Here is a 25,099-nt window from a genome sequence, read left to right as displayed (position 1 = left end):
GCGACAATCCGCGCCCATGCAATGGCGCGTCTTGCTTCTTCTCTGTGCAGGCCTGCTGTCGGCCGGCCTGTCGTGCGCGCAGGCGGCGGCAGAGGCCGCGCCGCCGCTCGGCCGCCCGCGCATCGGCCTGGTGTTGTCGGGCGGCGGCGCGCGCGGCCTGGCCCACGTGGGCGTGCTGAAGGTGCTCGAACGCGAGCACGTGCCGGTGGACGTGATTGCCGGCACCTCGATGGGTGCGATCGTCGGTGGGCTGTACGCGAGCGGCATGAAGGCCGACGACATCGAGCGTGAGCTCAGGCGCATCGACTGGAACAAGCTCTTCGCCACCCGCGTCAGCCGGCAGCAGCTGAGCCAGCGGCGCAAGGAGGAAGATTTCGAGATCGCCAGCGCGATCGAGCTCGGCATCGACGATGAGGGCTCGTTCCGTGCGCCGCAGGGCGCCGTCTCCAGCCGCGGGCTCGAGACCCTGCTGCGGCGGCTGACGCTGGCGGTGCGGTCCACCGCGCACTTCGACAAACTGCCGATCCCTTTCCGCGCGGTGGCCACCAACATGGAGACGGGCGAGGCCGTCATCCTGGGCGAAGGCGATCTGGCGACCGCGCTGCGCTCCAGCATGAGCGTGCCCGGCGTGTTCCCGCCGATCGAGGTCGATGGCCATGTGCTGGGCGATGGTGGCCTGGTCAACAACGTGCCAATCGACGTGGCCCGCGCGATGGGGGCCGACATCGTGATCGCCGTCAACATCGGCACGCCGCTGGCCGGCCGCGAGACCCTCAGCTCGGCGCTCGGGCTGACGGCACAGATGATCAACATCCTGACCGAGCAGAACGTCAAGCGCAGCCTGGCCACGCTGCTGGCCCGGGACCTGCTGATTGCGCCCGACCTGGGCGCGCTGACCTCGGGCGATTTCAACCGCGCCGCCGACTTCATCCGCATCGGCACCGAAGGGGCCGATGCGCTGCAGCCGCAGCTGGCCGAGCTGGCATTGCCCGCGGGCGACTACGCGGCCTGGCGCACCGCGCGCCACACCGGCACGGTGCCGTCGCCACAGCTGGCCTTCGTCGCGTTCGAAGGCACCAGCGTCACCAACCCCTCACGCTTCGAGGGCCAGTTGCAATCGCAGCCCGGCCAGCCGTTCGACCCCGACAAGGCCGCGCGCGACGCCCGCCACCTGGCGGCCAGCGGCGACTATGTGCGGGCCGACTACCGCCTGGTCGACACCACCAATGGCGCCACCGGCGTCGTCTTCGACCTCGAAGACAAGCCCTGGGGCCCGAACTACCTGCGCGTGGGGCTGGACCTGTCGACCGACTTCGGTGGCCACAGCGCCTTCAACATCAAGATCAGCCACAACCGGCATTGGCTGACACCCTCTGGCACCGAATGGCGCAACCGCCTGCAGATCGGCGAGGTGCCGCAGCTCTACAGCGAGATCTACCACCCGCTGAACTGGACCATCGGCCTGTGGAACGACTGGTTCGTCGCCGGTTGGGGCCTGGCCGAGCGGCGCGTGCTGTCCCTGTACCGGCCCGATGCGGGTAGCGAGATCGGCCAGCTGCGTCGCAGCACCAGCCGCGTCGGCGTCGACCTGGGCCAGCCGTGGGGCAGCCTGGGTGAGCTGCGGCTGGGGCTGACGCACCAGATCGGCCGCACCGAGCCTACGCTGCTGGCCGCCGACTACGCCGGCCCGACCAGCGCCGAGACCTGGAACGAGACCGCCGTGCGCGCCCATGTCGTGGTCGATCAGCTCGACTACGCCAACTTCCCGCAGTTCGGCTACCGGTTGGAAGGCGAGGCCCAGTTCGGTCGCCGGCACCATGAAGGCAGCCAAAGCCTGTCGCGCCTGGAAGGCCAGGTCAGCGGCGCCTACAGCTGGGGCGCGCAGACGCTGAATGTGTTCGGGCTGATGGAGATGTCCGATGCGCGCGCCGACGCGATCGTCGGCCAGTATTCACTCGGCGGCTTCCAGCGCCTGTCGGGTTACCAACCCAACCAGCTCGCCGGCAATGCGGTGTTGTTCGGCCGCCTGAACTGGTACATGCGGCTGGCCGAGCCACCGGTGTTCGCCCGCGGCTTCTTCGTCGGCGCGTCGCTCGAAGCCGGCAACGCCTGGGCCAGCCGGCGCCAGGTGTCGCTGGGTGACCTGCGCGGCGGCGCCAGCCTCTACCTCGGTGCCGACACCGGCATCGGCCCGATGTACCTCGGTTTGACCTGGGCGCCGCAGGGTGAAGCGGGCCTGGCGTTGATGATCGGCCGGCCATAGACAGAGCACCCGGCTGCGGGGTACCGCAGCCACCCTCCGAGAGGGTGCGCGGCCGCTTCGGAGCGGCCGTGCGCTGGCCACGCGGAGAGCGCCCACAGCGGGCACCACTCAGTAAACGATCACCGGCTCGATGTCGAACAGCTGCGGGTCGGCCGGGTCGACGGTCACCTTGACCCAGTGCAGCGACGGGCTGCCGAAGGTTTCGATGCGGGTCAGGTTGGTCAGCTGCTTGCGCTGGCGGTAGACCGGCATGTCGACCTTGTAGAAGTGGGTGTCGCCATGCACCAGCAGCACGCGCCCTTTGAAACTCTCGGTCTCGGCGATCAGCGCGTCCATGAAGCGGCGGTAGCCGTTGTAGCGCGGCGCCTGGCTTTCGTCGTCGTCGGTCTCGGGCAGGTCGAAGCCGGGGTCGGCCTGGAACACGGTGACGACGCCACGCGCCCCCTGCTTCTTGGCTTGCGCAAAGCTCTCGCGCAGCCAGGCGATGTTGGCGGCATCACGCGCTTCGTATTCGGCGTTGTCGGTCGCGCAGTCCGCCGCCTTGCGCGCGCTCTTGAACGTGCACTCTTCGTCGTCCAGCACCCGGTTGTTGTTGCTGCCCGGCATGTTGAAGGTCGCAAAGACGATGCCCTGCCGCTCGAAGCGCAGGTTCTCGACATACGGCGCCGCCTGGTGCTCGAGCGGCATCGTCCGTTGGCCCAGGCTCTCGGGGCGGCCGAACATCACACGGCGCAAGTGGGCCAGCCGCTCCAGGTTGTCGTAGCCGCCGTTGTTCAGGCGGTGGCAGTCGGTCCACTCGTTGTCGCCGGGGGTGTAGACGGCCGGCGCCTTCAGCCGATTGAACAACGCCAGCGCCTCGCCGTAGACGACGTCGTCGCAGCGTGAGCTGCCGTCCTTCACGTCACCGTCGTGGATCGAGAACGCGATGTCGGCCGCGTTGAGGCTGTTGATGATGGCGTTCAGCCCGGGGTCGTCGCCGTTGCGCTTGTACGGCATGTCGCCCCAGAGCGCGAAGCTGAAGCCCCCTTCGGGCACCTTCGCGGCCGGCGGCGGCGAGGCACAGCCCGCCGCCACGGCCAGCGCGGCCGCGGTGATCAATGACAAGGCAAGGCGTGTGGTCTGGCGCATGGTCGGCTCGTCTGGGGCGAAGGCCGCGCAGTATCCCCAAAAGTCTTGCCCGCGTGCATGCCCCCGCGAAGGCCGTGGCCTCGGCCGGCCCGCGGCTCAGCCGCGCTTGGTCAGCAGCGCCTTGGCCACGCGCGAGCCAGTGGGCTGGCCCAGCGCGTTGCGAATCGCCACGCCGGCGTCGATCAGCTTGTCCAGGTCGATGCCGGTCTCGATGCCCAGCCCGTGCAGCAGGTAGACCACGTCTTCGGTCGCCACGTTGCCGGTGGCGCCCTTGGCATAGGGGCAGCCGCCCAGGCCCGACACACTGGTGTCGAAGCTCGCGATGCCGACTTGCAGGCTGGCGTAGACGTTGCTCAGCGCCTGGCCGTAGGTGTCGTGGTAATGGCCGCTGACCTCGTCGATCGGGTAGTGCTTCAGCGCCGCTTCGAGCGCGCGCTGCACCTTGTTCGGCGTGCCGACGCCAATCGTGTCGGCCACGCCCACATGCTGCACGCCGATCTGTTTCATCAACCGCGCGACCAGCTCGACCCGCTCGGGAGCGATCTCGCCCTCGTAGGGGCAACCGACCGCGCACGAGATCGCGCCGCGCACCTTGATGCCGGCCGCGCGCGCGGCCTCGGCCACTGGCGCAAAGCGCTCGATCGACTCGGCGATCGAGCAGTTGATGTTCTTCTGGCTGAAGGCCTCGCTGGCGGCGCCGAAGACCACGATCTCGTCGGGCTTCGTCAGCACCGCGGCATCGAAGCCCTGCATGTTCGGCGTCAGCACCGAGTAGCGCACACCCGGCTGGCGGGCGATGCCGGCCATCACCTGGGCGTTGTCGGCCATCTGCGGCACCCACTTCGGGCTGACGAAGCTGGTGACTTCGATCTCGCGCAGGCCCGCGGCCTGCAGCGCATGCACGAGCGCGATCTTGTGCTCGGCCGCGACCGGCTGCTTCTCGTTCTGCAGCCCGTCGCGCGGGCCGACTTCGACGATCTTGACTCTGGACGGCAGGCTCATCACATCACTCCGATCATTCCGACAGGCGCAGCAGTTCGCCGCCTTCGGCGACCTGGTCCCCGACGGCGTACATCAGTTCGGCCACCGTGCCGGCGCGCGGCGCGCTGATGGTGTGCTCCATCTTCATCGCCTCCATCACCGCCAGCGCCTGGCCGGCCGTGACCACATCGCCCGGTTTCACATGGAAGGCGATGACCTTGCCCGGCATCGGCGCGGTCAACCGGCCGGCGCCGCCAGCGCCCTCGCCCGCATGGGCGATCGGGTCGATCTCTTGCAGCTCGCGGGTGCCACCGGCGCCGAACACCGCCACGCGTTCGCCCTGCAGGTAGACGGCCAGCGTGTGGCGCTCGCCACCCAGCGTCACGTCGTAACGATCACCACCAAGCGCGCGGGTGGCCAGCGGCCAGCTCTCGTTGCCCAGCACCAGGCGCAGGGCACCGTCGTGCAGCCGCTCCAGCGTGGCCACATGCTGCTCGTTGCCGACCTGCAGGTCGATGCGGCGGCGCGCCCCGCCGTGGATGCGCCAGCCATTGCGGTGCGACCAGGGGTCGGCCGACGCCAGCGCGGCCTCGGCCGCCAGCACCTGCGCGATCACGCCGGCGGCAGCCAGCGGCAGCGACAGGCCCGGTGCGTCGAACAACACGGCGCGCTCGCGCTCGATCAGCGCGGTGTCGAGGTCGGCGGTGGCGAACGACGGGCTGGCGGCGACGCGGCGCAGGAACGCCACGTTGGTGTTCAGGCCGACGATGTGCGTGTCGCGCAGCGCCGCATCGAGCCGGGCCAGCGCCTGCGCGCGGTTCTCGCCCCAGACGATCAGCTTGGCGATCATCGAGTCGTAGTACGGGCTGATGGCGTCGCCTTCGCGCACACCGGCATCGACACGCACGGCGGCGGGGTCGTGCCACTGCTGCGCATCGGCGTTGCGGCGAAAGCTCACATGCTCGGGCCAGCGCAGCACCGACAGCGTGCCGGTCGCGGGCAGGAAGTTCGCATCCGGGTTCTCGGCGCAGATGCGCGCCTCGATCGCGTGGCCGTGGATCTTCAGCTCGTGCTGCTTGGCTGGCATCGGCTGGCCGGCGGCCACGCGCAGCTGCCACTCGACCAGGTCGAAACCGGTGATCGCCTCGGTCACCGGGTGCTCGACCTGCAGCCGGGTGTTCATCTCCATGAAGTAGAAGCGCAGGTCGCCGTCGCCCACCTCTTCGGCGATGAACTCGACCGTGCCGGCACCGACGTAACCCACCGCCTTGGCCGCCGCCACCGCGGCCGCCCCCATCTCGGCGCGGCGCGCCTCGCTCATGCCGGGCGCGGGGGCTTCTTCCAGCACCTTCTGGTGGCGGCGTTGCACCGAGCAGTCGCGCTCGAACAGGTAGACGCAGTCGCCCTGCGTGTCGCCGAAAACCTGGATCTCGATGTGGCGCGGCTTGGTGACATAACGCTCGACCAGCACGTGGTCGTCACCGAAGCTGGCCTTGGCCTCGCGCTGGCACGAGGCCAGCGACGAGACGAAGTCTTCGGCCTTGTCGACCCGGCGCATGCCGCGGCCACCGCCGCCGGCGCTGGCCTTGATCAGCACCGGGTAGCCGATGCGCTCGGCTTGGGCCGCCAGGAACTGCGGCTCGTTGTTGTCGCCGTGGTAACCCGGCACCAGCGGCACACCGGCCTTTTCCATCAGCGCCTTGGCGGCCGACTTGCTGCCCATCGCCGCGATCGCCGACGCCGGCGGGCCGATGAACACCACGCCGGCAGCGGCGCAGGCGTTGGCAAAGGCCTCGTTCTCGCTCAGAAAGCCATAGCCGGGGTGAACGGCCTGCGCACCCGTGGCCTTGGCGGCATCGAGGATGCGCTGCCACTGCAGGTAGCTGTCTTTCGCTGCGTTGCCGCCGATGTGAACCGCCTCGTCACAGGCGCGCACGTGCTGCGCATTCGCATCAGCGTCCGAGTACACGGCCACCGTGCGCACGCCCAGGCGGCGCGCGGTCTCGGCCACGCGGCAGGCGATCTCGCCGCGGTTCGCAATCAGGATCTTCTTGAACATCATGTCTCCCTCAGGCGCGCACCGGGGCGGCACCGAAATGTTGGCGCAAGCGGCCCACCAGGCCACGAACGAACTTGAACAGCAGCACGATCAGCCCGGCCATCACCACCAGGGCAATGGCCAGCGCCACAAAGAACAGCACCGGGTGCGACCACGCCAGCCACAGCATCACCGGCACCGTCGCGTCGCCGAGCAGCGACAACCCGATGTTCGAGAACGGCTCGGGCGACGCGTTGACCGCCGCCCGCGTGGTCGCCTTGGCCGCATGCGCCGTGGCGGCCAGGCCGCCGCCCATCAATGCAGCCACGAGACTCCATGCGCCAGCGTCGGCACCGAACGCCCCCGCCGCCAACGCGGCGCCAGCGGGGATGCGGATGAAGGTGTGCACGGCGTCCCACAACGAATCAACCCACGGCACTTTGTCGGCGAAGAACTCGACCAACACCATCACCCCCGCCACCGCCAGCACGGCCGGATGCTGCAGCACCTGCAGGCCCGCCGGCAGCGTGATCCAACCCACGGCGCCCGCCAGGCCGGTCAGAAAGACCACTGCGTACATGCGCAACCCACTTGCCCAGCCCAGCGCCGCCGCGAGCGCGAGCAAATGCATCGCATCCAGGCCGGCGACGGTCTGGGTGATCGAGGGCGGCAGGCTCCAATCCATCATCGGGTTCCGCCCACAGGCGCACCGCAGGTGCCGCCGCACTTCCGGTGGCGTGCGCGGATCCGGCTTTGCCGGTCCGCTGCGCGAGCCCCCTCGGGGGGCAGCGACTGGAAGGAGCGTGGGGGCCTCATGACAACCACGCCGCAGGGCGCTTTTGCAAGAACGACTGCACGCCCTCCTTGCCCTCGGCGCTGGCGCGGATGTCGGCAATGCGTTTGGCGGTGTCGGCCCGCAGCGCCGGCGTGATGGGCTGGCCGGCCAGGTCTTGCACCAGGCGCTTGCAGGCCTTCACCGCGGCCGGGCCATTGACCACCAGCGCGGCGACGATGGTTTGCACCTGCTGGTCGAGCAGGTCCGGCGCGACGCACTCGTGCACAAAGCCCAGCGACTTGGCGGTCGCGGCGTCGAAACGCTCGGCGGTGAGAAAGTAGCGCTGCGAGGCACGCTCACCCAACGCCCGCACGACGTAAGGGCCGATCGTCGCCGGCAACAGGCCGAGCTTGGCTTCACTCAGGCAGAAGTTGACGCCCTCGGCCGCGACCAGGATGTCGCACACCGCCGCAAGGCCGACACCACCGGCATAACAATCGCCGTGGATGCGGCCGACCACCGGCACCGGGCAGCTGTAGATCGCCCACAACATCTCGGCCAGGCCTTCGGCATCGGCGCGGTTCTGCTCCCATGAGTAATCGGCCATCGCACGCATCCAGTTCAGGTCGGCGCCGGCGCAAAAGGCCTTGCCCTCGCCGGCCAGGATCACGGCACGCAGCTCCTTGTCTTCCGCAAATGCGCGGAAGGCTGCCGTCAGCTCAGCGATCACGCCGTCGTTGAAGGCGTTGCGGACTTCGGGGCGGTTGAGCCAGACCTCAGCGACGTGGGGCGTTGGGCGTTTGATGTTGAGGGTGGCGGTCATGACGATGGCTGGTTGAGGTTTGAGAGGGCCGAGGGGACGGGGCGACGGGCTCCGCTCATGTCCCCCGCGCCAGGCCTTGCCTGACGCTCCTCCTTTACTTCGCTGCGCCCGTCACCCCATCCCCTCAGCAGGGCGCGTTTCAGGCCCGCATCGCCAGGCAATACACGGTGCCAGATCGGGACGATGGGGTGTTCTGCGCAGCGAAGTAAAGGAGGAGACGATGGCCGCAGGCCAGCGGCGGGGGACATGAGCGGAGCAGAGCACGCCGTCGGCCCGATCCCACACCAACCATGGCGAAGATGTTCAATCACGCCGATACGCCCCGATCGATTCCGCTGATCGCCAGGCCGGCGGCGCTTCGAAGGTGGCCCAGTATTCGGTGATGTCGGCAATCAGCGCACCATCGAAGCGGAACAGCGAGTTGGCAAAGAAACGGTGCTCGCCGTGCGTGACCTCGATGGCCGAGTGCACGCGGCCATCGGCCAGCGCGTTGACCTCGATCACGCGGATGGCCCACCCCTCGGGGTAGATCGCCTGCACCTTGATCGCCGCATCGGCATCGTCGAAGTGCTCGCCCGAGGTCGGCCAATGCAGCTTCGCGTCGTCACGCAGCAGCGTGCGTGCGCCGGCCCAATCGCGCGCTTCGAAGCGCTGCCACAAGGCATGGACCGTCTCGACGCAGCTCATGCCGATCACATCCGGAACACGCCGAACTTCGCATCGGGGATCGGCGCGTTCAACGACGCCGACAGGCCCAGCGCGAGCACGCGGCGGGTGTCGACCGGGTCGATCACACCGTCGTCCCACAGCCGGGCGCTGGCGTAGTACGGGTGGCCTTGCACTTCATACTGCTGGCGGATCGGCGCCTTGAAGGCTTCTTCTTCCTCGGCGCTCCACTGGCCGCCCTTGGCCTCGATGCCGTCGCGCTTCACGGTGGCGAGCACCGACGAGGCCTGCTCGCCGCCCATCACCGAGATGCGCGCGTTCGGCCACATCCACAAGAAGCGGGGGCTGTAGGCGCGGCCGCACATGCCGTAGTTGCCGGCACCGAACGAGCCGCCGATGATCACGGTGAACTTGGGCACGTTGGCGCAGGCCACGGCCGTCACCATCTTGGCGCCGGCGCGGGCGATGCCTTCGTTCTCGTACTTGCGGCCGACCATGAAGCCGGTGATGTTCTGCAAGAAGACGAGCGGCACCTTGCGCTGGCAGCACAGCTCGATGAAGTGCGCGCCCTTGTTGGCGCTCTCGGCGAAGAGGATGCCGTTGTTCGCGACGATGCCGACCGGCATGCCCTCGATCCACGCGAAGCCGCAAACCAGCGTGGTGCCGTAGCGGGCCTTGAACTCGTCGAACTCCGAGTTGTCGACGACGCGGGCGATGATCTCGCGCACGTCGAACGGCTTGCGCGTGTCGGTGGGTATCACCGACAACAACTCTTCGGCGGCGAACTTCGGCGGCTGCGGGGTGCGCAGCGCCACCGGCACGTCTTTCTTCCAGTTCAGGCTGCCGACGACCTGGCGGGCCAGCGCCAGCGCATGCAGGTCGTTCTCGGCCAGGTGGTCGGCCACGCCCGAGAGGCGCGTGTGCACATCGCCACCGCCCAGGTCTTCGGCGCTCACCACTTCACCGGTGGCAGCCTTCACCAGCGGCGGGCCGCCCAGAAAGATGGTGCCCTGGTTCTTGACGATGATGGTCTCGTCGCTCATCGCCGGCACGTAGGCGCCACCGGCCGTGCACGAGCCCATCACCACCGCGACCTGCGGGATGCCTTGGGCCGACAGGTTGGCCTGGTTGTAGAAGATACGGCCGAAGTGGTCGCGGTCGGGGAACACGTCGTCCTGGTTCGGCAGGTTGGCGCCGCCCGAGTCGACCAGGTAGACGCAAGGCAGGCGGTTCTGCTGCGCGATCTCTTGCGCGCGCAGGTGCTTCTTCACCGTGAGCGGGTAGTAGGTGCCGCCCTTGACCGTCGCGTCATTGCAGACGATCACGCACTCGACGCCCGCGACGCGGCCGATGCCGGCGATCATGCCGGCGGCCGGGGCCGCGTCGGAGCCGTCTTTCTCGGGGTACATGCCCAGCGCGGCCAGCGGCGCGATCTCGAGGAACGGCGTGTCGGGGTCGAGCAGCATCTCGACGCGCTCACGCGGCAGCAGCTTGCCGCGGCCCAGGTGCTTGGCGCGCGCCGCCTCGCCGCCGCCTTCGGCGATCTTCGCGAGCTTGGCGTTCAGGTCGTCGACCAGCGCGCGCATCGCGGCGGCGTTGGCCTTGGCCTCTTCCGAGCGCGGATTGAGCTTGGATGCCAGCGTGGCCATCAGCAGGTCTCCGAGAACAGCTCGCGGCCGATCAGCATGCGGCGGATTTCGCTCGTGCCGGCACCGATCTCATACAGCTTCGCATCACGCCACAGCCGGCCGACCGGGAACTCGTTGGTGTAGCCCACGCCACCCAGCGCCTGGATCGCCTCGCCGGCCATCCAGGTGGCCTTCTCGGCGGTGTAGAGGATGACGCCGGCCGCGTCCTTGCGCAGCGTGCGGGCGTGGTCGCCGCGGTCGCAGGCCTGCGCCACCGCGTAGCCGTAGGCGCGGCAGGCCTGGAAGGTCGAGTACATGTCGGCCACCTTGCCCTGCATCAGCTGGAACTCGCCGATCGCCTGGCCAAACTGCTTGCGCTCGTGGATGAACGGCACCACCGCGTCCATGCACGCCGCCATGATGCCCAGCGGCCCGCCGGACAGCACCACGCGCTCGTAGTCCAGCCCGCTCATCAGCACCTTGGTGCCCTGGCCTTCGACGCCCAGCACGTTCTCGGCCGGCACTTCGCAGTCGTCGAAGAACAGCGGGTAGGTGTTGGAGCCGCGCATGCCCAGCTTGTCCAGGTGCTCACCCTTGGTGAAGCCCTTGAAGCCCTTCTCGATGATGAAGGCGGTCATGCCGCGCGCGCCCATCTCGGGGTCGGTCTTGGCGTAGACCACCAGCGTGTCGGCATCGCCGCCGTTGGTGATCCACATCTTGCTGCCGTTGAGCACATAGCGGTCGCCCTTGCGCTCGGCCTTGAGCTTCATGCTGACCACGTCCGAGCCGGCGCCGGGCTCGCTCATCGCCAGCGCGCCCACATGCTCGCCGCTGATCAGCTTGGGCAGGTATTTCTTCTTCTGCGCGTCGCTGCCGTTGCGGTTGATCTGGTTCACGCACAGGTTGCTGTGCGCGCCGTAGCTCAGGCCCACCGACGCGCTGGCGCGGCTGATTTCTTCCATCGCCACCATGTGGGCCAGGTAACCCAGCTGCGTGCCGCCGTATTCCTCGGGCACGGTCAGGCCCATCACGCCCAGCTCACCCAGCTTGCGCCACATGTCGGCCGGGAACAGGTTGGCCTTGTCGATCTCGGCCGCGCGCGGGGCGATCTCGTTTTGCGCAAAGTCGCGCACGGCTTCGCGCAGTGCGGCGATGTCCTCACCCAGCGGGAACGAGAAAGTGGATTCGAACATCGACGTCTCCTGCAAATGAATTGAGCTTGTCTCAACAATGCCTGGAGGCGCTACCAGTTCAGCACCCGACCAAGCGCAACAGGGGCGAAATCTACCAGTGCAGCGCTTGCGTCGCAAGCAATTGTTGAGTGATACTCAAAAAATGCCGACCCGCCGCGCCCCTGCCGCCCCCCGCCCTGCCCGACGTGAGCCGGCGAGCGCCAAGAGCGAGCAGCGCATCCGCGACATCTTGCGCGTCGGCCGCGAGGTTTTCGCCGAAAAGGGCTACGAGCGCGCGACGACGACCGAGATCGCGCAGCGCCTGGGCGTCTCCGAAGCGACGGTGTTCACATACTTCCGCGGCAAGCGGGCGCTGTGCGAGCGGGTCATCACCGACTGGTACGACGAAATCATTGCGGCGATCGAGGCGGGCCTGCCGCGCGAAGAGCCGGCGCGGGCCCAACTGGACTGGTTCGTGCGCACCCATTTGCGGCTGTTCCTGATCCACGGCACCGGGCTGTGTGCGTTGGTGTTGTCCGAAGGGCGCAGCAAGGGCCAGGACTTCAGCGGCACGCTGCAACCGCTGCAGCGCCGTTACACCGCGCCGCTGATGGATCTGCTCGCCCGCGGCCAGGCCAGCGGCGAGTTCCGCACCGACCTGCCGCTGCGCCTGCTGCGACCGCTGGTACTGGGGCCGATGGAGCACATCCTGTGGGAGGCGGTGGCGCAAGGCGCCGACGGCGCCAAGCCGCCGATCGACATCGAGGCGACCGCCAGCGGCGTGTCAAGGCTGCTGTGGAGCGCGCTGCAAGCGCCGGATGCCGAGCTGGCCGCGCTGCGCGCCCTGCGTGCCGACGTGGCCCAGGCGCTGCGCAGCCACGGCTGAAAACTGAGGGCTGCGGCCGCTCAGCCGCGCCGCTCGACCACGCGGTGCATCAGGGTGCCGACCACCAGGCTGGCCAACCAGGCGACGACCATGCCCACCGCATTCGCCTCAGGCGATTCGGGCCACTGGTTGTAGACCACCGCGCCGGTGACCAGGATCACCGCGTAGTGGAACAGGAACACCGGGTACGAGATCTGCGCGAAGAAGGCCAGCACCGATTGGGCCGCACGCGCCGGCCAGCGCCGAACGGCCGCCGGCTCGGGCAACACGCACAGCAGCAGCGCGGTGGCGCCGGCCAGCGCGATGCGGGTGCGCCACTCGACCACCAGCGCCAGGCCGACGATCAGCATCAGCCCCAACACCGCCGGCTCGCGCGCGGCACGCAGCCCGCGCACCCAGCGCGCCAGAACACCCAGCCCGTAGGCGCCGACGAAATACGGCGCATAGGCATCGAGCGACGAATCGAGGTTCCACGACAGCAGCGACACCAGCACCAGCCCGACCACCACGCCCACCGACGTGGCCGCCCGCTGCCAGGCTCGCCCCGGCAGGCCGCGCAGTGCGGCCGCCAACAGCACCAGCAGTGCATAGAGCTGGAAGTCGATCGCCACATACCAGAAGCCGGCCGACAGCGACTCGATGCCCAGCACGTCCTGCGCCATCACGATGTGCGCGGCCAGTTGGCCCGGCTCGGGCGCCGCGGGAATCGTCGGGTGCTCGATCAGCCCCCGCGCCAGCCAGGCCGCCACGATGACCGCCAGCATCGCCAGCAGGTAGGGCTTGGCCAGGCGCTGGTAACGGCGCCACAGCTGGGCGGGCACGTCCAGCCAGCCGACCTTGGGCTGCGCCCCCGGCGTGGGCCACAACGAGCCGGCGGCCAGGAAACCTCCGGTCACGAGAAACACCTGCACGACCAGCCGCGCATGCTGGTTCAGCGTGTCCAGCAGCGCCGGCGCCAACACATAGGCCACGTCGCACATCGGACCGTACAGCGCCATGTGGTGCCACAGGATCAGCTGCGACGCCAGCGCCTTGAACAGGTTGATCCAGGTCACCGGCAGGGCCGCCGCAGCGGCTTCGCGGCCCGCGGCACCGGCACGCGGCTGCGCCCCCGCCGGCGTAGCGCGCCAACGCGGGTGCCAGGCAGGGGTGGGGGCCGGGAGCGTGGCTTGCTGAGGCTCTGTCATGCGCAGCACCTCTTCCACATCGTCCGGCCTGATTCAGGGGCGGCGCGCCAGCCGGCAGCACCGTCAATCACGAGTCTCACAACAGGGCCTTGGACAACCAACAAGGTCGAAAATGCGGGGCGGAACTTAACATTCTCCCTCAGCCTTGTGGATGGCCGAGTCGTGACTCGACGCAACAAGCCGCAACACGCGCTCTATTCACGGCGCAGCACACCCCCACACCCCACACACCCCCATCAACCGGAGGCTTCATGGACACAACCGCGCACACGCTGGAGCAGTTGTTCGCCCAACTCGGGTTGGCCGACGACAGCGAATCGATCGAACGCTTCGTGGCCCAGCATTCGCCGCTGGCCGGCGAGGTCTTGCTGTGCGACGCGCCGTTCTGGAACCCGTCCCAGTCCACCTTCCTGCGCAGTGCGTGGAAGAGCGACTCGGACTGGGTGCCGATGGTCGATACGCTGGACACGATGCTGCGCAAGCCGCCGCAGTGAGGCCGCGCGCCCCCGCCTGAGCCGACGCGGCCCTCAGCCAGGGCTCTGCGCCGCGTCGCCCATCAGCTGGGCCTCGGTCCAGCCCAAGGCGGCCATGTCGGCCACGCGGTAGACGGCGTCGGCCGGCAGCAAGAACTCGTCGAGCTGCGGTGGCTCGACCGAGGTGCCCGCCAGCATCGCATGCACCTGGCCGCGGTGGTGCGTCTGGTGCATGAACACGTGGGCCAGTGTGCTGCCCATCGAGTTGCGATCGACGTGATCGCGGCGGTCAAGCGGCACGGTGCGGGCGGCCGCGGCCGGGTCCAACCCGTCGCACAGCGCGATGAGCCGGTCGTCACTGGTGGCCTGGCGCCGCGCCCACTCGGCCACGCTGCGGCACGGCACGAACGCGTCGTACTGCGCGGCCATGTCGGCCTCGCCGCGCATGCCGGCGATGTAGTAGATGTCGACCGCCAGGATGTGGTTCAGCGTGGCCGCCAGGCTGGGGAAGAAGCTGACGCGCGGGGCGTTGAACTCTTCATCGCTCAACGGTGCCATCGCCAGAGCGAGGCGGTGATTCGCCAGCCGGTTGGCGCGCGCGCTGGTGCGCAGGTGCTGAAGCCATGGGTCGCTGGGCATCGTGGGCGCTCCGGGCGGATGGGGGGGCGCCGAATTCTGCGCCTGACCACCGCCAACGTCCTGCCACTGCCCTTGACGTCGAAATTCCCGGGCCCCCGGCCCGCTGCGGCGGCGCGCTGACTCGTCGGCCGCTCAGGCCGGCGGCAACGGCAACGCCGTCTCGTACTTGACCTCACGCAGCACGACGTTGGTGCGGATGCTGGCCACGCCCTTCAGCTTGAACAACCGCTCTTGCAGGAAGCGGTCGTAGGCCTTCATGTCCGGCACGACGACCTTGACCACGTAGTCGGCCTCGCCGGTGATGCTGGCGCATTCCATGATCTCGGGGCTCGACGCGACCAGGCGCTCGAAATCTTCGACCGCGCCATCGGTGTGGCGCACCAGCGAGACATAGGCCCAGGCGCAGATCGCCAGGCCGAGCTTCTCGCGGTCCATCAGCACCACCTCGCGGCGGATCACGCCACTTTGCTCCAGCTCTTTCAGCCGGCGCCAGACCGGCGTGGCCGACATGCCGACCGCCTCGGCCAGTTGCTGGGCGCTTTGCCGCCCCTTGCGCTGCAAGGTGTCGATCAGCCGCCGGGTGGTTCGATCGAGTTCAATCATTTCTGAATTGTGCCCATTCTGGAATGAACCAACCCAAATATGGCCAAACTGGCGAACATCGAGAACAACACTTTCGCCGCCCGGGACGAGAATCAGCGCAATTCTTTGCCTGCCGCCAGGTGCCGTATGACCGATGCCCTTGCCTTGCGCGCCCCGTTGCGGGACTACGCGCTGACCGACAACCTGGCCGCCGCCCGGGGCGCGGTGTTCCTGACCGGCACCCAGGCCATCGTGCGCCTGCCGCTGATGCAAAAGCGGCTCGACGAAGCCGCGGGGCTGAACACCGCCGGCTTCGTCTCGGGTTACCGCGGCAGCCCGCTGGGCATGGTCGACCAGCAAATGTGGAAGGCCAAGAAGTTCCTCGCCGAGGCGAAGGTGAACTTTCTGCCGGCGATCAACGAAGACCTGGCCGCCACCGCCTGCCTGGGCACCCAGCGCGTGGCGCTCGACCCGCAACGCACCGTCGAAGGCGTGTTCGCGATGTGGTACGGCAAGGGCCCCGGCGTCGACCGCTCGGGCGACGCGCTGAAGCATGGAAACGTCTACGGCTCCAGCGCGCTCGGTGGCGTGCTGGTGGTGGCGGGCGACGACCACGGCTGCGTCAGCTCGTCGATGCCGCACCAGAGCGATGTCGCGATGCAGGCCTGGAACATGCCGGTGCTGCACCCGGCCAACGTGGCCGAGTACCTCGAGTTCGGCCTGTACGGCTGGGCCTTGTCGCGCTTCTCGGGTGCGTGGGTCGGCTTCAAGGCGATCTCCGAAGTGGTCGAGTCGGGCATGACGGTGGACCTGGACGCAATGCCGCTGGACTTCGTGCTGCCGGTCGAGCACCAGCCGCCTGCGTCGGTCGGCTCGCTGCACGTGCGCTCGGTCGACCTGCCGTCGCTCGGCCTTGAAGAACGCCTGGCCGCCAAGCTCGACGCGGTGCGCGCCTTCGCCAAGGTCAACTCGGTCGACAAGCACATCGTCGCCAGCCCGGCCGCGACGCTGGGCATCGTGACCGTCGGCAAGGCGCACTACGACTTCATGGAGGTGCTGCGCCGCCTCGACCTGGACCCGAACGCGCTGGCCGCGGCCGGCGTGCGCGTCTACAAGGTCGGCCTGGTGTTCCCGCTCGAGCCGACCCGCATGCTCGACTTTGCGCGCGGCCTCGAAGAGATCCTGGTGATCGAGGAGAAGGGGCCGATCGTCGAGCGCCAGATCAAGGAGCTGCTGTACGGCCTGCCCGATGGCCAACGCCCGCGCATCGCCGGCAAGACCACGCCCGAAGGCGCCCCGTTGCTGTCGCCGCTGGGCGAGTTGCGGCCCTCGCGCATCATGCCCACGGTGGCCGACTGGCTGGCGCGGCTGAACCCGGCGCTGGACCGGCGTGACCGCGTGGTCGACTTCCTGATGCCCGCGCTGCTCAGCAACGAGGCCGACGCAGTGCGCCGCCAGCCCTACTTCTGCTCGGGCTGCCCGCACAACACCAGCACCAAGGTGCCCGAAGGCTCGCGCGCGCTGGCCGGCATCGGCTGCCACTTCATGGCCAGCTGGATGGAGCGTGGCACCTCGGGCCTGATCCAGATGGGCGCCGAGGGTGTCGACTGGGCCGCTCACTCGCGCTTCACGAAAGAAAAGCACGTCTTCCAGAACCTGGGCGACGGCACCTACTTTCACTCGGGCCTGCTGGCGATCCGCCAGGCGATCGCGGCCAAGACCAACATCACCTACAAGCTGCTCTACAACGACGCGGTGGCGATGACCGGCGGCCAGCCGGTCGACGGCACGACCAGCGTGCCCGAGATCGCGCGTCAGGTCGAGGCCGAGGGCGCCAAGCGCGTCGTCATCGTCTCGGACGAGATCGAGAAGTACGACGGCCACCACGGCCAGTTCCCGAGCGGCACCACCTTCCACCCGCGCACCGAGCTGGACGCGGTGCAGCGCGAGCTGCGCGAGATCGAAGGCGTGACGCTGCTGATCTACGACCAGACCTGCGCCGCCGAGAAGCGCCGCCGCCGCAAGAAGAAAGAGTTCCCGGACCCGCCGCGCCGCGTGTTCATCAACCAGGCGGTGTGCGAAGGCTGCGGCGATTGCGGCCAGGCCTCGAACTGCCTGAGCGTGATCCCGGTCGAGACCGACTGGGGCCGCAAGCGCCAGATCGAGCAAAGCTCGTGCAACAAGGACTTCTCCTGCGTCAACGGCTTCTGCCCCAGCTTCGTGACGATCGAAGGCGCGGTGCTGAAGAAGAAGGCCGGTGCGAAGTTCACGCCGGCCGATCTCGCGGCCGAGATCACGCGCATCGGCGCACCGAAGCCCTGGGACTGGACCGGCCCGTTCGACATGCTGGTCACCGGCGTCGGCGGCACCGGCGTGGTCACGGTCGGCGCGTTGATCACGATGGCCGCCCACCTCGAAGGCAAGCAGAGCTCGGTGCTCGACTTCATGGGCTTCGCGCAAAAGGGCGGCGCGGTGCTGAGCTTCGTGCGCGTGGCGCCCACGGCCGACCTGCTGAACCAGGTCCGCATCGACACCCAGCAGGCCGACGTGCTGCTGGCCTGCGACCTGGTGGTGGGCGCCTCGGGTGATGCGCTGGGCACCGTCAAGCACGGCCGCACCGTGGTGCTGGCCAACACCCACGAGATCGCCACCGCGGCCTTTGTGCGCAACCCGGACGCGAGCCTGCAGGCGCGTGCGCTGCTGGCCAAGCTGCGCCACGCGGCCGGCGACGAGCAGGTCAGCACGCTCGATGCGCAAGACCTGGCACAACAGCTGATGGGCGACACGATGCCGAGCAACATCGTGATGCTCGGCGCGGCCTTCCAGCGCGGGCTGGTGCCGGTCAGCGAGGCGGCGCTGCTGCGCGCGATCGAGCTGAACGGTGTCGCGATCGACGGCAACAAGGTCGCCTTCGCGATCGGCCGCCTGGCCGCTGCGGACCCGGCCGCGCTGCAGCGCCTGGCCGGTGCGCAGCCGGTGGTCGATGCCGGTGCCGGGCTGCTGTTCGGCCCCGCCGGGCTGGTGGAGCGACGGGTGAAGTTCCTGACCGACTACCAGGACGCCGCGCTGGCCGCGCGCTACCGCGCGCTGGTCGACGCGGTGCATGCGCGCGAGTCGGCCGTGGCCGCCCAGGCCGGCATCGTTGGCACGCCGCTGACCGAGGCGGTGGCGCGCCAGTTCTCGCGCCTGCTGGCAGTCAAGGACGAGTACGAGGTGGCACGCCTGTACACCGACGGCAGCTTCCAGGCGGCGCTGGCCGAGCAGTTCGAAGATGCCGGCTCGCTGCGCTTTCACATGGCGCCGCCGCTGCTGTCGCGCCCCGGCCCCGATGGCCGCGCACGCAAGATGACCTTCGGCCCGTGGATGATGAGCGCCTTTCGCGCGCTGGCGAAGGTGCGCCGCATTCGCGGCCGCTGGTTCGACCCGTTCGGCCACACCGAAGAGCGCAAGATGGAGCGCGCGTTGGCCAACGAGTACGAGGCCCTGCTGCGCGACACGCTGCTGCCGGCGCTGGATGCGCGCAACCACGCGAGCGCCGTCGCGTTGGCCAAGCTGCCCGAGCGCATCCGCGGCTACGGCCATGTGAAGCTGGCCAACGTGGCGACTGCGAAAGCGCAGCAGCCCGAGCTGCTCAAGCGTTTTGCCGCCGGCGAAGCGCCCGCTGCCAGCACCGCCGCGACGACGCGCAAGGTGATCGCGATCAGCGAGCTGACGACGAACTGAGCCTGCGGGTTCAGGCCGAGGGCTCGGCGCAGACCACCCGGTCGCGCCCGGCCTGCTTGGCTTGGTACATCGCCGCATCGGCGCGCGCGATCGCGGCGTCGAGCTCTTGGCCGCGCCGCCATTCGGCCACGCCGAAGCTGCAGCTGATCTTCAAGCCGTGCGGCCAGGTGGCGGCCGCCATGGCCTGGCGCAACCGCTCGGCCACGCCCACCGCCTCGGCCACCGGGGTGTCCTGGCACAGCAGCACGAACTCTTCGCCACCCCAGCGCGTGAGCAGGTCGTTGCGCTGCACATGCTGGCGCACCAGCTCGGCCAGCCCGCGGATGACCTGGTCGCCGACCGCATGGCCCAGCGTGTCGTTGACCCGCTTGAAGTGGTCGATGTCGAAGAAGATCAGCGCTGCCGGAAAGAGCCGGGTGTGGCGCTGCCGGGTCTGGCCCAGCAGCGCCTCGGTCAGGCCGTGGCGGTTCAACGCCCCCGACAGCGAATCGTGCCGCGCCTGCTGCGCCAGGCTCTCGGCCTGTGACTGCAGCGTCGCGTTGAGCTTGCGCAGCGAGGCCTGCAGCGCGGTGCTGTGCTGCAGCCGGCGCCGCGCGGTCAGGCCGTCGAGCACCAGGCAGACCAGCATCGTGCCGCCCCACATGCCGACCAGGCCCAGCCCCAAGGTGCCGGCGCTGACCCATTTGCCACGCAGCGCGATGCGCTCGACGCTGATCGTCTGCAGGCCGGGCTCCACCTTGCCGGCGGTGGCCACCGCGAGGCTGGTCGCGTGGGTCAGCTCCTGGCCCGACAGCTCCAGCGGCAGCGGGTGCTCGTCGACCCACCACGAGGCCACCGCGATGCGCGCCAGCGGAAAGGCCAGCCCACCCGGGTAGTGCGACGGCGTGAACGCGATCTCGTGCACCTTCAGCGAGCCCTCGTCGCCCTCGCGGCTGTAGCGCGGGTTGAAGTTGCGGATGAAGACACGCACCGGCACCTCGGCGGTAGCCGAGCGGGCGCTCATCGTCAGCTCCAGCGTGTCGAAGTCGGACAGGTCCAGCCCTTGCGGCGGGGCGCCGAGGGTGAACTGCAGCTCGCAGAAAGGGTACTGGTAGCCCTGGCCGAGCTGGCAGTCCAGCCGCAGGCGCTGGCCGTCGCGGTGCAGCTGGGCCACGCTGTTGCCGCCGTCGAGCTCGCGGTCGTCGGTGGCCTGCACGGCCCAGCGGCTGTGGGCATCGATGACCAGCCGGTGCTCCATGCCCCAGCGGTTCCAGGCCAGCGTGATCACGGTAACGGCCAGCAAGGCCATCAGCAACCGGCGCCACACCTGGATCGACATCGCGTCAGCCCGGGTGGATCGGCGGTGCGCGCATGGGCGGCCGGTCTGGTGTCAGAAGGGGCCCGACACCAGCCACTGCTCGATCTGCGGCTTGCGGTCGTTGCCCCAGAAGGGCTCGCCATCGATGACGAAGAACGGCGCCCCGAAGACCCCCGCGGCGATCGCCTCGTCGTTGGCGCGCTTGAGCCGGTCCTTCCAGGCCGGGTCGCTCCAGGCGTGCTCGGCAGCGTCCGCGTCCAGCCCCGCTTCGGCGGCCAGCGTCTTCAGCGCCACCGGGTCGTTGAGCAACACCCCGCGGGTGAAGTAGGCGCGAAAGCCGGCCCGGGCCCACGCCGCCGCGGCGTCTTCGCCTTCGCGGTCCTTGAGCCACCAGAACACCCGTGCGGCGTTCTGGGTCGGGATCGGGAAGGTCTGGGGCTGCACGTAAGGCACCCGCTCGAAACCAGCCGAGCGCTGAAAGTCTCGAAACGAGTAGTCGCGCTTGATCGGGTAGGACACCGGGCTCTTCAGCTCGGCGGCGCTGAAGGTCACCCCCAGCAGGATCGCGTGGCGCCGCACGGTGCGGCCGTGGCGGGCGGCCAGCGCGTCGATCCACTCGTTGGCGATGTACGAGTACGGCGATGAGAAGTCGAAAAAGAAATCGATCGGCGCTTTCATCAGCGCGAAGATACGCCCAAACTGCGGCATTCGTGAACAGGCACGGCCCGAGCGTGAAATCCGTGGGCGGCCTTCAGGGTGGTAACTGGGAAAATCGACGGGCTTTTTGCCGAGGGATACCCACAATGACAGCAACACCCCGCCTGGCCCTTTGGGCAGGCCTGGCCACCCTGATGTATGCGGTGGTCGCGCCGGCCCAGGCCGCAGCCCCCGTGCTGGACAAACTGCGCCAAGGCGGCGCGCTGGTGATCGCGCACCGCGAGTCGTCCACCCCGTTCTCGTACCTCGACGCCGACAAGAAGCCCGTGGGCTACGCGGTCGACGTGTGCCTGAAACTGGCCGAGGCGGTGAAGAAGGAGCTGGGGTTGAAGACGATGCCCGTCACCTTCAAGATGGCCACCCCGGCGAACCGCATCGCGATGATCGAGTCGCACGAGGCCGACCTCGAATGCGGCTCGACCACCAACAACGCCGAGCGGCGGCAGAAGGTGGCGTTCACGGTGCCGCACTACATCACCGGCTCACGCTTCATGGTGCGTGCCGACAGCATGATCGAAGAGCTGCACCAGTTCGAAGGCAAGAAGCTGGTCTCGACCAAGGGCACGACGCCGATGAAGGCGGTCGAACAGGCCAACCGCGAGCGGCTGCTGCGCATCAATGTGCTCGAAGCGCCGGACCACGCAAAGGCGGTCGAGATGGTCGAAAAGGGCGAGGCAGATGGCTTCGTGATGGACGACGTGCTGCTGTACGGCCTGATCGCCAGCCGCCCCGACCCGAGCAAGCTCAAGGTCGTCGGCAAACCGCTGACGATCGAGCCGCTGGCCATCATGCTGCCCAAGGACGACCCGACCTTCAAGCGCATCGTCGACGAAGAGATGAAGCGCATGATCCGCAGCCGCGAGGCGCACGCGCTGTACGAGAAGTGGTTCGAGAAGCCGATCCCGCCGAAGAACACATCGCTGAACCTGCCGATGAACTACCTGCTGCGGGACTTCTGGAAGTACCCCACGGACGTCGTCCCGTTCTAGTGGAGCCCCCACGCCCGCTCCGGCGGGCTGCCCCCGAGGGGGCTCGCGCAGCGGGCCGGCAGAGCCGGATCCGCGCACGCCACTTGATCATGAGCGGCGCTGCGCGCGCTCAGAATTCAATCGGTCGGCGGCCATTCGTTGACCAAGTTCGGCATGAAACACTCGGCCACGCGCAGCGCCTGACCGGCGCGGTGGAAGACCGAGTGGCGCATCCACAGGCCGCGTGCGGGCAGTGGTTGTTCGGTGGCCTCTTGCCACTGTCGCGCGATCGCGCGGGCCGAGGGGTCGGCGATCGGCAGCCATTGCCACTGCAGCGGCGTGCGGCGGATCTCGCTGCGGCTGAACAGCAGGTGCGCGAGTGGCCGCGTGCCCAGGCCCTGGATCGCGCGCCAGGCGCCGTGGGCGGCTTGCATCGAGGTCACCGAGCGGGCGAAGACCAGTGGCGTGCCGTTGCCGCACAGGATCACTTCGCGCGCAAGCAGCGGCGTGTGCGCGGGCAGGCCGAGCGAGTCGTGTTCGCCGGGCCACGCGGGCGCGCGGCCCTGGTGCAGCACGCGCACGCTGAACGGTGGGTGTGCGCGGGCCAGGCGGGCCGACAGCGAGCCGGTTGCGCCGACCCACGCCGCAACAGGCGCCCGGGCGGGCTGCGGCCTCACGCGAGGGCGCGGCCGATCAGGATCTTCTGGACTTCCGACGTGCCTTCGTAGATCTGCGTCACGCGCACGTCGCGGTAGATGCGCTCGACCGGGAAGTCGCTGACGTAGCCGTAGCCGCCGTGCACCTGGATCGCCATCGAGCAGACGCGCTCGGCCATCTCGCTGGCGAACAGCTTGGCCATCGCGGCTTCTTTCAGGCAGGGCTGGCCCGCGTCCTTCAGGCTCGCGGCATGCCAGATCAGCTGGCGCGCAGCCTCGATCTGCGTGGCCATGTCGGCCAGCTTGTGCTGGATCGCCTGGTGCTCGAAGATCGGCTGGTTGAAAGCCACGCGCTCCTTCGAATACTTCAACGCCGCCTCGAACGCGGCGCGCGCCATGCCCACGCTTTGCGAGGCGATGCCGATGCGGCCACCTTCGAGCCCCGACAGCGCGATCTTCAGGCCCTGGCCTTCGTCGCCGAGGCGGTTGGCGGCGGGAACGCGGCAGTTCTCGAACAGGATCTGCGCGGTGTCCGAGCTGTGCTGGCCCATCTTGTCTTCGATGCGCGCCACCGTGTAGCCCGGCGTGTGGGTCGGCACGACGAAGGCGCTGATGCCCTTCTTGCCGGCGGCCTTGTCGGTCACCGCCATCACGATCGCGACATCGCCGTTCTTGCCACTGGTGATGAACTGCTTGACGCCGTTCAGCACGTAGTCGTCGCCATCGCGCACGGCAGTGGTGCGCAAGCCACCGGCTTCGGAGCCCACATGCGGCTCGGTCAGGCAGAACGCGCCCAGCATCTCGCCGCGCGCCAGCGGCTTCAGGAAGCGCTGCTTCTGCTCTTCGTTGGCAAACGCCATCAGGATCGAGCAGACCGGGCAGTTGTTGACGCTGACGACCGTCGAGGTGCCACCGTCGCCGGCCGCGACCTCTTCGAGGATCAGCCCCAGCGCCAGGTAGTCCAGCCCGGCGCCGTCGTACTCGGTCGGCACGGCCACGCCGTAGCAGCCCAGCTCGGCCAGGCCCTTCAGCTCGGCCGCGGGAAAGTGGTGTTCCTTGTCCCAGCGCGCGGCATGCGGCGCGATCTGGTCTTGCACGTAGGCGCGCACGGCGTCTTGCACCGCGCGGTGGTCTTCGTTGAGCAACATGGAAACAGTCTCCGGTTCGAGTTCTTACCAGGCCAGCGGCTGGCCGTCGTGGTTCAGGAAGGCGCCGTTGTCGGCCGGCGTCAACGCGGCCAGTGTGCGGCGCAGGTCGCGCGCGCTGTCGTTCACGTCGAGGTCGGCGTCGCTGCCGCCCATGTCGGTGCGCACCCAGCCCGGGTGCAGCGCGACGCAGATCGCCTTGCCGGCGAGCGCGAACGACACGTCTTTCAGCACCGAATTGACCGCCGCCTTCGACGCGCGGTAGAGCCAGCCGCTGCCGTTGCTGCGCAGGCCCATCGAGCCCATGCGCGACGAGATCACGCCCAGCTTCGCGCCTTCGGCCAGGGCATCGACGAGCTGCGGAATGACGCGCATCGGGCCCAGCACGTTGGTGCGCATGACCTGGTCGAAATCGGCTTCGGTCGGCGTCTGCAGCCCGTTGGTGCGTGGGCCATAGACGCCGGCGTTGACGACCACGGTGTCGAAGATCTCGCCGTCGATCTGCCAGGCCAGGCCGGACACGCTGGCCGCGTCGGTCACGTCCAGCTTCAGCACACGGGCGCCTTCGTCGCGCAGCTGCTTCAAGCCCGCTTCATTGCGCGCGGTGGCAAAGATGCGCGCGCCATCGGCCAGGTACTGGCGCACCAGCTCCAGCCCGATGCCACGCGAGGCGCCCACGATCAGAACGGTGTTCGTCATTCAATGCACTTCAGCTTGGGTCAGGCGCGCCGCCAGCCCGAGGAACAACAGGCCGCCCGCGGCGTTGAGCCAGCGCGCCATCCGCGGCGAGCCGCCCAGCCGGCGCAGCGACGCAGTGATCGCGACCAGCACGAACAGGAACAACATGCCCTGCACGATCGACCAGGCGCCCAGCGCCAGGAAGGCCAGCGTCTTGTGCTCGGCCTCGGGCACGATGAACTGCGGCAGGAAGGCGAGAAAGAACAGCGCCACCTTCGGGTTCAGCACATTGGTCAGCATGCCCTGGCGGAACACCGCCCCCATGCCGGCCGGCGCCATGGGCGCCGCGGCCGCGGCGGTGGCCTCGCCACGCCGTGCCGCCTGGCGCAACATGCCGATGCCCAGCCAGACCAGGTAGGCCGCGCCGGCCCACTTGACGAGCGAGAACGCCCAGGCCGACACCGCCATCAACGCCGCCAGGCCGAAGGCCGCGCCGACGGTGTGCACGACACAACCGGCGCACACGCCCAGCGCCGCCGCAACCCCGCCCCGCCAGCCGCCGGTGAGCGTGCGGCTGACGGTGTAGAGCATGTCCACGCCCGGTGTCGCGTTGAGCACGAGCACCGTCAGCGTGAACAGCGCCAGGTCGTGGATGCCGAGCGTGGACAGCATGT

General features: G+C 68.9%; 22 protein-coding genes. 5 read left to right on the top strand and 17 right to left on the bottom strand.

What is annotated here, in order from left to right; genetic code table 11:
- The first annotated feature begins 16 nt into the window (after positions 1 to 16).
- A complete protein-coding gene (locus ACE3SG_RS19420; RefSeq protein WP_374567782.1) occupies positions 17 to 2,263 on the top strand; it encodes a patatin-like phospholipase family protein in 2,247 nt (748 codons plus the stop codon).
- A 108-nt stretch (positions 2,264 to 2,371) separates the two neighbouring features.
- Here ACE3SG_RS19420 and ACE3SG_RS19415 read toward each other — a convergent pair whose 3' ends face one another.
- From ACE3SG_RS19415 to ACE3SG_RS19380, 8 genes are all read right to left on the bottom strand, one after another.
- The gene (locus ACE3SG_RS19415) at positions 2,372 to 3,391 is read right to left on the bottom strand and encodes a hypothetical protein (RefSeq protein WP_374567780.1); all 1,020 of its coding nucleotides are present in this window, start codon (positions 3,389 to 3,391) and stop codon (positions 2,372 to 2,374) included.
- 96 nt (positions 3,392 to 3,487) lie between these two features.
- Positions 3,488 to 4,393 (bottom strand): hydroxymethylglutaryl-CoA lyase, encoded by a 906-nt coding sequence (locus ACE3SG_RS19410; protein ID WP_374567778.1) that lies wholly within the window; start codon positions 4,391 to 4,393, stop codon positions 3,488 to 3,490.
- A 13-nt stretch (positions 4,394 to 4,406) separates the two neighbouring features.
- Complete coding sequence (locus tag ACE3SG_RS19405) at positions 4,407 to 6,431, bottom strand: biotin carboxylase N-terminal domain-containing protein (RefSeq protein ID WP_374567776.1); 2,025 nt, start codon at positions 6,429 to 6,431, stop codon at positions 4,407 to 4,409.
- Positions 6,432 to 6,441: 10 nt separating this feature from the next.
- A complete protein-coding gene (locus tag ACE3SG_RS19400; RefSeq protein ID WP_374567774.1) occupies positions 6,442 to 7,098 on the bottom strand; it encodes a DUF4126 domain-containing protein in 657 nt (218 codons plus the stop codon).
- 124 nt (positions 7,099 to 7,222) lie between these two features.
- Positions 7,223 to 8,008, bottom strand: coding sequence for an enoyl-CoA hydratase/isomerase family protein (locus ACE3SG_RS19395; RefSeq protein WP_374567773.1), 786 nt, complete (start codon positions 8,006 to 8,008; stop codon positions 7,223 to 7,225).
- Positions 8,009 to 8,311: 303 nt separating this feature from the next.
- The gene (locus tag ACE3SG_RS19390) at positions 8,312 to 8,695 is read right to left on the bottom strand and encodes a hypothetical protein (protein ID WP_374567771.1); all 384 of its coding nucleotides are present in this window, start codon (positions 8,693 to 8,695) and stop codon (positions 8,312 to 8,314) included.
- Between the two features lie 5 nt (positions 8,696 to 8,700).
- Positions 8,701 to 10,323 carry a carboxyl transferase domain-containing protein gene (locus tag ACE3SG_RS19385; protein ID WP_374567770.1) on the bottom strand — a complete coding sequence of 541 codons (1,623 nt, stop codon included), beginning with the start codon at positions 10,321 to 10,323 and terminating at the stop codon, positions 8,701 to 8,703.
- On the bottom strand, positions 10,323 to 11,495 hold the full coding sequence (locus ACE3SG_RS19380) for an isovaleryl-CoA dehydrogenase (protein WP_374567769.1): 1,173 nt from the start codon (positions 11,493 to 11,495) through the stop codon (positions 10,323 to 10,325). The genes ACE3SG_RS19385 and ACE3SG_RS19380 overlap by 1 nt, the downstream gene beginning before the upstream one ends.
- Positions 11,496 to 11,637: 142 nt before the next feature.
- On the opposite strand from ACE3SG_RS19380, the gene ACE3SG_RS19375 reads away from it, so the two are divergent.
- Entirely contained in the window at positions 11,638 to 12,360 is a 723-nt protein-coding gene (locus tag ACE3SG_RS19375) for a TetR/AcrR family transcriptional regulator (RefSeq protein WP_374567767.1), read from the top strand.
- A 20-nt stretch (positions 12,361 to 12,380) separates the two neighbouring features.
- Here ACE3SG_RS19375 and ACE3SG_RS19370 read toward each other — a convergent pair whose 3' ends face one another.
- Entirely contained in the window at positions 12,381 to 13,547 is a 1,167-nt protein-coding gene (locus tag ACE3SG_RS19370) for an acyltransferase family protein (protein WP_374567765.1), read from the bottom strand.
- A gap of 251 nt (positions 13,548 to 13,798) precedes the next feature.
- Between ACE3SG_RS19370 and ACE3SG_RS19365 the strand changes: the two genes are divergently transcribed.
- A complete protein-coding gene (locus ACE3SG_RS19365) occupies positions 13,799 to 14,041 on the top strand; it encodes a DUF2789 domain-containing protein (protein ID WP_374567764.1) in 243 nt (80 codons plus the stop codon).
- A gap of 33 nt (positions 14,042 to 14,074) precedes the next feature.
- On the opposite strand, the gene ACE3SG_RS19360 is transcribed toward ACE3SG_RS19365, so the two are convergent.
- Positions 14,075 to 14,659, bottom strand: a complete 585-nt coding sequence (locus ACE3SG_RS19360; protein ID WP_374567763.1) for a DinB family protein — start codon at positions 14,657 to 14,659, stop codon at positions 14,075 to 14,077.
- 132 nt (positions 14,660 to 14,791) lie between these two features.
- Positions 14,792 to 15,262: an Lrp/AsnC family transcriptional regulator gene (locus ACE3SG_RS19355; RefSeq protein WP_374567761.1), complete on the bottom strand. Its 471-nt coding sequence runs from the start codon at positions 15,260 to 15,262 to the stop codon at positions 14,792 to 14,794.
- A gap of 126 nt (positions 15,263 to 15,388) precedes the next feature.
- Here ACE3SG_RS19355 and ACE3SG_RS19350 point away from each other — a divergent pair, with 126 nt between their 5' ends.
- Positions 15,389 to 18,964 carry an indolepyruvate ferredoxin oxidoreductase family protein gene (locus ACE3SG_RS19350; RefSeq protein WP_374567760.1) on the top strand — a complete coding sequence of 1,192 codons (3,576 nt, stop codon included), beginning with the start codon at positions 15,389 to 15,391 and terminating at the stop codon, positions 18,962 to 18,964.
- 10 nt (positions 18,965 to 18,974) lie between these two features.
- Here the strand turns inward: ACE3SG_RS19350 and ACE3SG_RS19345 are convergent, their stop codons facing one another.
- On the bottom strand, positions 18,975 to 20,282 hold the full coding sequence (locus ACE3SG_RS19345) for a diguanylate cyclase (protein ID WP_374567759.1): 1,308 nt from the start codon (positions 20,280 to 20,282) through the stop codon (positions 18,975 to 18,977).
- A gap of 51 nt (positions 20,283 to 20,333) precedes the next feature.
- Complete coding sequence (locus ACE3SG_RS19340) at positions 20,334 to 20,939, bottom strand: 2-hydroxychromene-2-carboxylate isomerase (protein ID WP_374567758.1); 606 nt, start codon at positions 20,937 to 20,939, stop codon at positions 20,334 to 20,336.
- A 173-nt stretch (positions 20,940 to 21,112) separates the two neighbouring features.
- Here ACE3SG_RS19340 and ACE3SG_RS19335 point away from each other — a divergent pair, with 173 nt between their 5' ends.
- The gene (locus ACE3SG_RS19335; protein WP_374567949.1) at positions 21,113 to 21,967 is read left to right on the top strand and encodes an amino acid ABC transporter substrate-binding protein; all 855 of its coding nucleotides are present in this window, start codon (positions 21,113 to 21,115) and stop codon (positions 21,965 to 21,967) included.
- A gap of 116 nt (positions 21,968 to 22,083) precedes the next feature.
- Here ACE3SG_RS19335 and ACE3SG_RS19330 read toward each other — a convergent pair whose 3' ends face one another.
- The 4 genes from ACE3SG_RS19330 to ACE3SG_RS19315 are packed head-to-tail and all read right to left on the bottom strand — an operon-like array spanning position 22,084 to position 25,097.
- Positions 22,084 to 22,623, bottom strand: coding sequence for a chorismate lyase (locus tag ACE3SG_RS19330; RefSeq protein ID WP_374567756.1), 540 nt, complete (start codon positions 22,621 to 22,623; stop codon positions 22,084 to 22,086).
- Complete coding sequence (locus ACE3SG_RS19325) at positions 22,620 to 23,750, bottom strand: acyl-CoA dehydrogenase family protein (RefSeq protein WP_374567754.1); 1,131 nt, start codon at positions 23,748 to 23,750, stop codon at positions 22,620 to 22,622. The genes ACE3SG_RS19330 and ACE3SG_RS19325 overlap by 4 nt, the downstream gene beginning before the upstream one ends.
- 24 nt (positions 23,751 to 23,774) lie before the next feature.
- Positions 23,775 to 24,446, bottom strand: coding sequence for an SDR family oxidoreductase (locus tag ACE3SG_RS19320; protein WP_374567752.1), 672 nt, complete (start codon positions 24,444 to 24,446; stop codon positions 23,775 to 23,777).
- Positions 24,447 to 25,097, bottom strand: a complete 651-nt coding sequence (locus tag ACE3SG_RS19315; protein ID WP_374567751.1) for a LysE family translocator — start codon at positions 25,095 to 25,097, stop codon at positions 24,447 to 24,449. It abuts the gene before it with no gap.
- Positions 25,098 to 25,099 lie beyond the last annotated feature (2 nt).

Source organism: Ideonella sp. (genome assembly GCF_041914305.1).
GTDB lineage: Bacteria > Pseudomonadota > Gammaproteobacteria > Burkholderiales > Burkholderiaceae_C > Ideonella.
This window is presented reverse-complemented; position numbering and strand designations above follow the sequence as displayed.

Bases quoted from the DNA above. Each gene is read 5' to 3' on its own strand.
- ACE3SG_RS19410 (WP_374567778.1), bottom strand. From the start codon at position 4,393: ATGAGCCTGCCGTCCAGAGTCAAGATCGTCGAAGTCGGCCCGCGCGAC.
- ACE3SG_RS19350 (WP_374567760.1), top strand. From the start codon at position 15,389: ATGACCGATGCCCTTGCCTTGCGCGCCCCGTTGCGGGACTACGCGCTG.
- ACE3SG_RS19325 (WP_374567754.1), bottom strand. From the start codon at position 23,750: ATGTTGCTCAACGAAGACCACCGCGCGGTGCAAGACGCCGTGCGCGCC.
- ACE3SG_RS19420 (WP_374567782.1), top strand. From the start codon at position 17: ATGCAATGGCGCGTCTTGCTTCTTCTCTGTGCAGGCCTGCTGTCGGCC.
- ACE3SG_RS19370 (WP_374567765.1), bottom strand. From the start codon at position 13,547: ATGACAGAGCCTCAGCAAGCCACGCTCCCGGCCCCCACCCCTGCCTGG.
- ACE3SG_RS19355 (WP_374567761.1), bottom strand. From the start codon at position 15,262: ATGATTGAACTCGATCGAACCACCCGGCGGCTGATCGACACCTTGCAG.
- ACE3SG_RS19335 (WP_374567949.1), top strand. From the start codon at position 21,113: ATGTATGCGGTGGTCGCGCCGGCCCAGGCCGCAGCCCCCGTGCTGGAC.
- ACE3SG_RS19405 (WP_374567776.1), bottom strand. From the start codon at position 6,431: ATGTTCAAGAAGATCCTGATTGCGAACCGCGGCGAGATCGCCTGCCGC.
- ACE3SG_RS19380 (WP_374567769.1), bottom strand. From the start codon at position 11,495: ATGTTCGAATCCACTTTCTCGTTCCCGCTGGGTGAGGACATCGCCGCA.
- ACE3SG_RS19315 (WP_374567751.1), bottom strand. From the start codon at position 25,097: ATGCTGTCCACGCTCGGCATCCACGACCTGGCGCTGTTCACGCTGACG.
- ACE3SG_RS19375 (WP_374567767.1), top strand. From the start codon at position 11,638: ATGCCGACCCGCCGCGCCCCTGCCGCCCCCCGCCCTGCCCGACGTGAG.
- ACE3SG_RS19365 (WP_374567764.1), top strand. From the start codon at position 13,799: ATGGACACAACCGCGCACACGCTGGAGCAGTTGTTCGCCCAACTCGGG.
- ACE3SG_RS19415 (WP_374567780.1), bottom strand. From the start codon at position 3,391: ATGCGCCAGACCACACGCCTTGCCTTGTCATTGATCACCGCGGCCGCG.
- ACE3SG_RS19390 (WP_374567771.1), bottom strand. From the start codon at position 8,695: ATGAGCTGCGTCGAGACGGTCCATGCCTTGTGGCAGCGCTTCGAAGCG.
- ACE3SG_RS19320 (WP_374567752.1), bottom strand. From the start codon at position 24,446: ATGACGAACACCGTTCTGATCGTGGGCGCCTCGCGTGGCATCGGGCTG.
- ACE3SG_RS19345 (WP_374567759.1), bottom strand. From the start codon at position 20,282: ATGTCGATCCAGGTGTGGCGCCGGTTGCTGATGGCCTTGCTGGCCGTT.
- ACE3SG_RS19400 (WP_374567774.1), bottom strand. From the start codon at position 7,098: ATGATGGATTGGAGCCTGCCGCCCTCGATCACCCAGACCGTCGCCGGC.
- ACE3SG_RS19360 (WP_374567763.1), bottom strand. From the start codon at position 14,659: ATGCCCAGCGACCCATGGCTTCAGCACCTGCGCACCAGCGCGCGCGCC.
- ACE3SG_RS19385 (WP_374567770.1), bottom strand. From the start codon at position 10,323: ATGGCCACGCTGGCATCCAAGCTCAATCCGCGCTCGGAAGAGGCCAAG.
- ACE3SG_RS19395 (WP_374567773.1), bottom strand. From the start codon at position 8,008: ATGACCGCCACCCTCAACATCAAACGCCCAACGCCCCACGTCGCTGAG.
- ACE3SG_RS19340 (WP_374567758.1), bottom strand. From the start codon at position 20,939: ATGAAAGCGCCGATCGATTTCTTTTTCGACTTCTCATCGCCGTACTCG.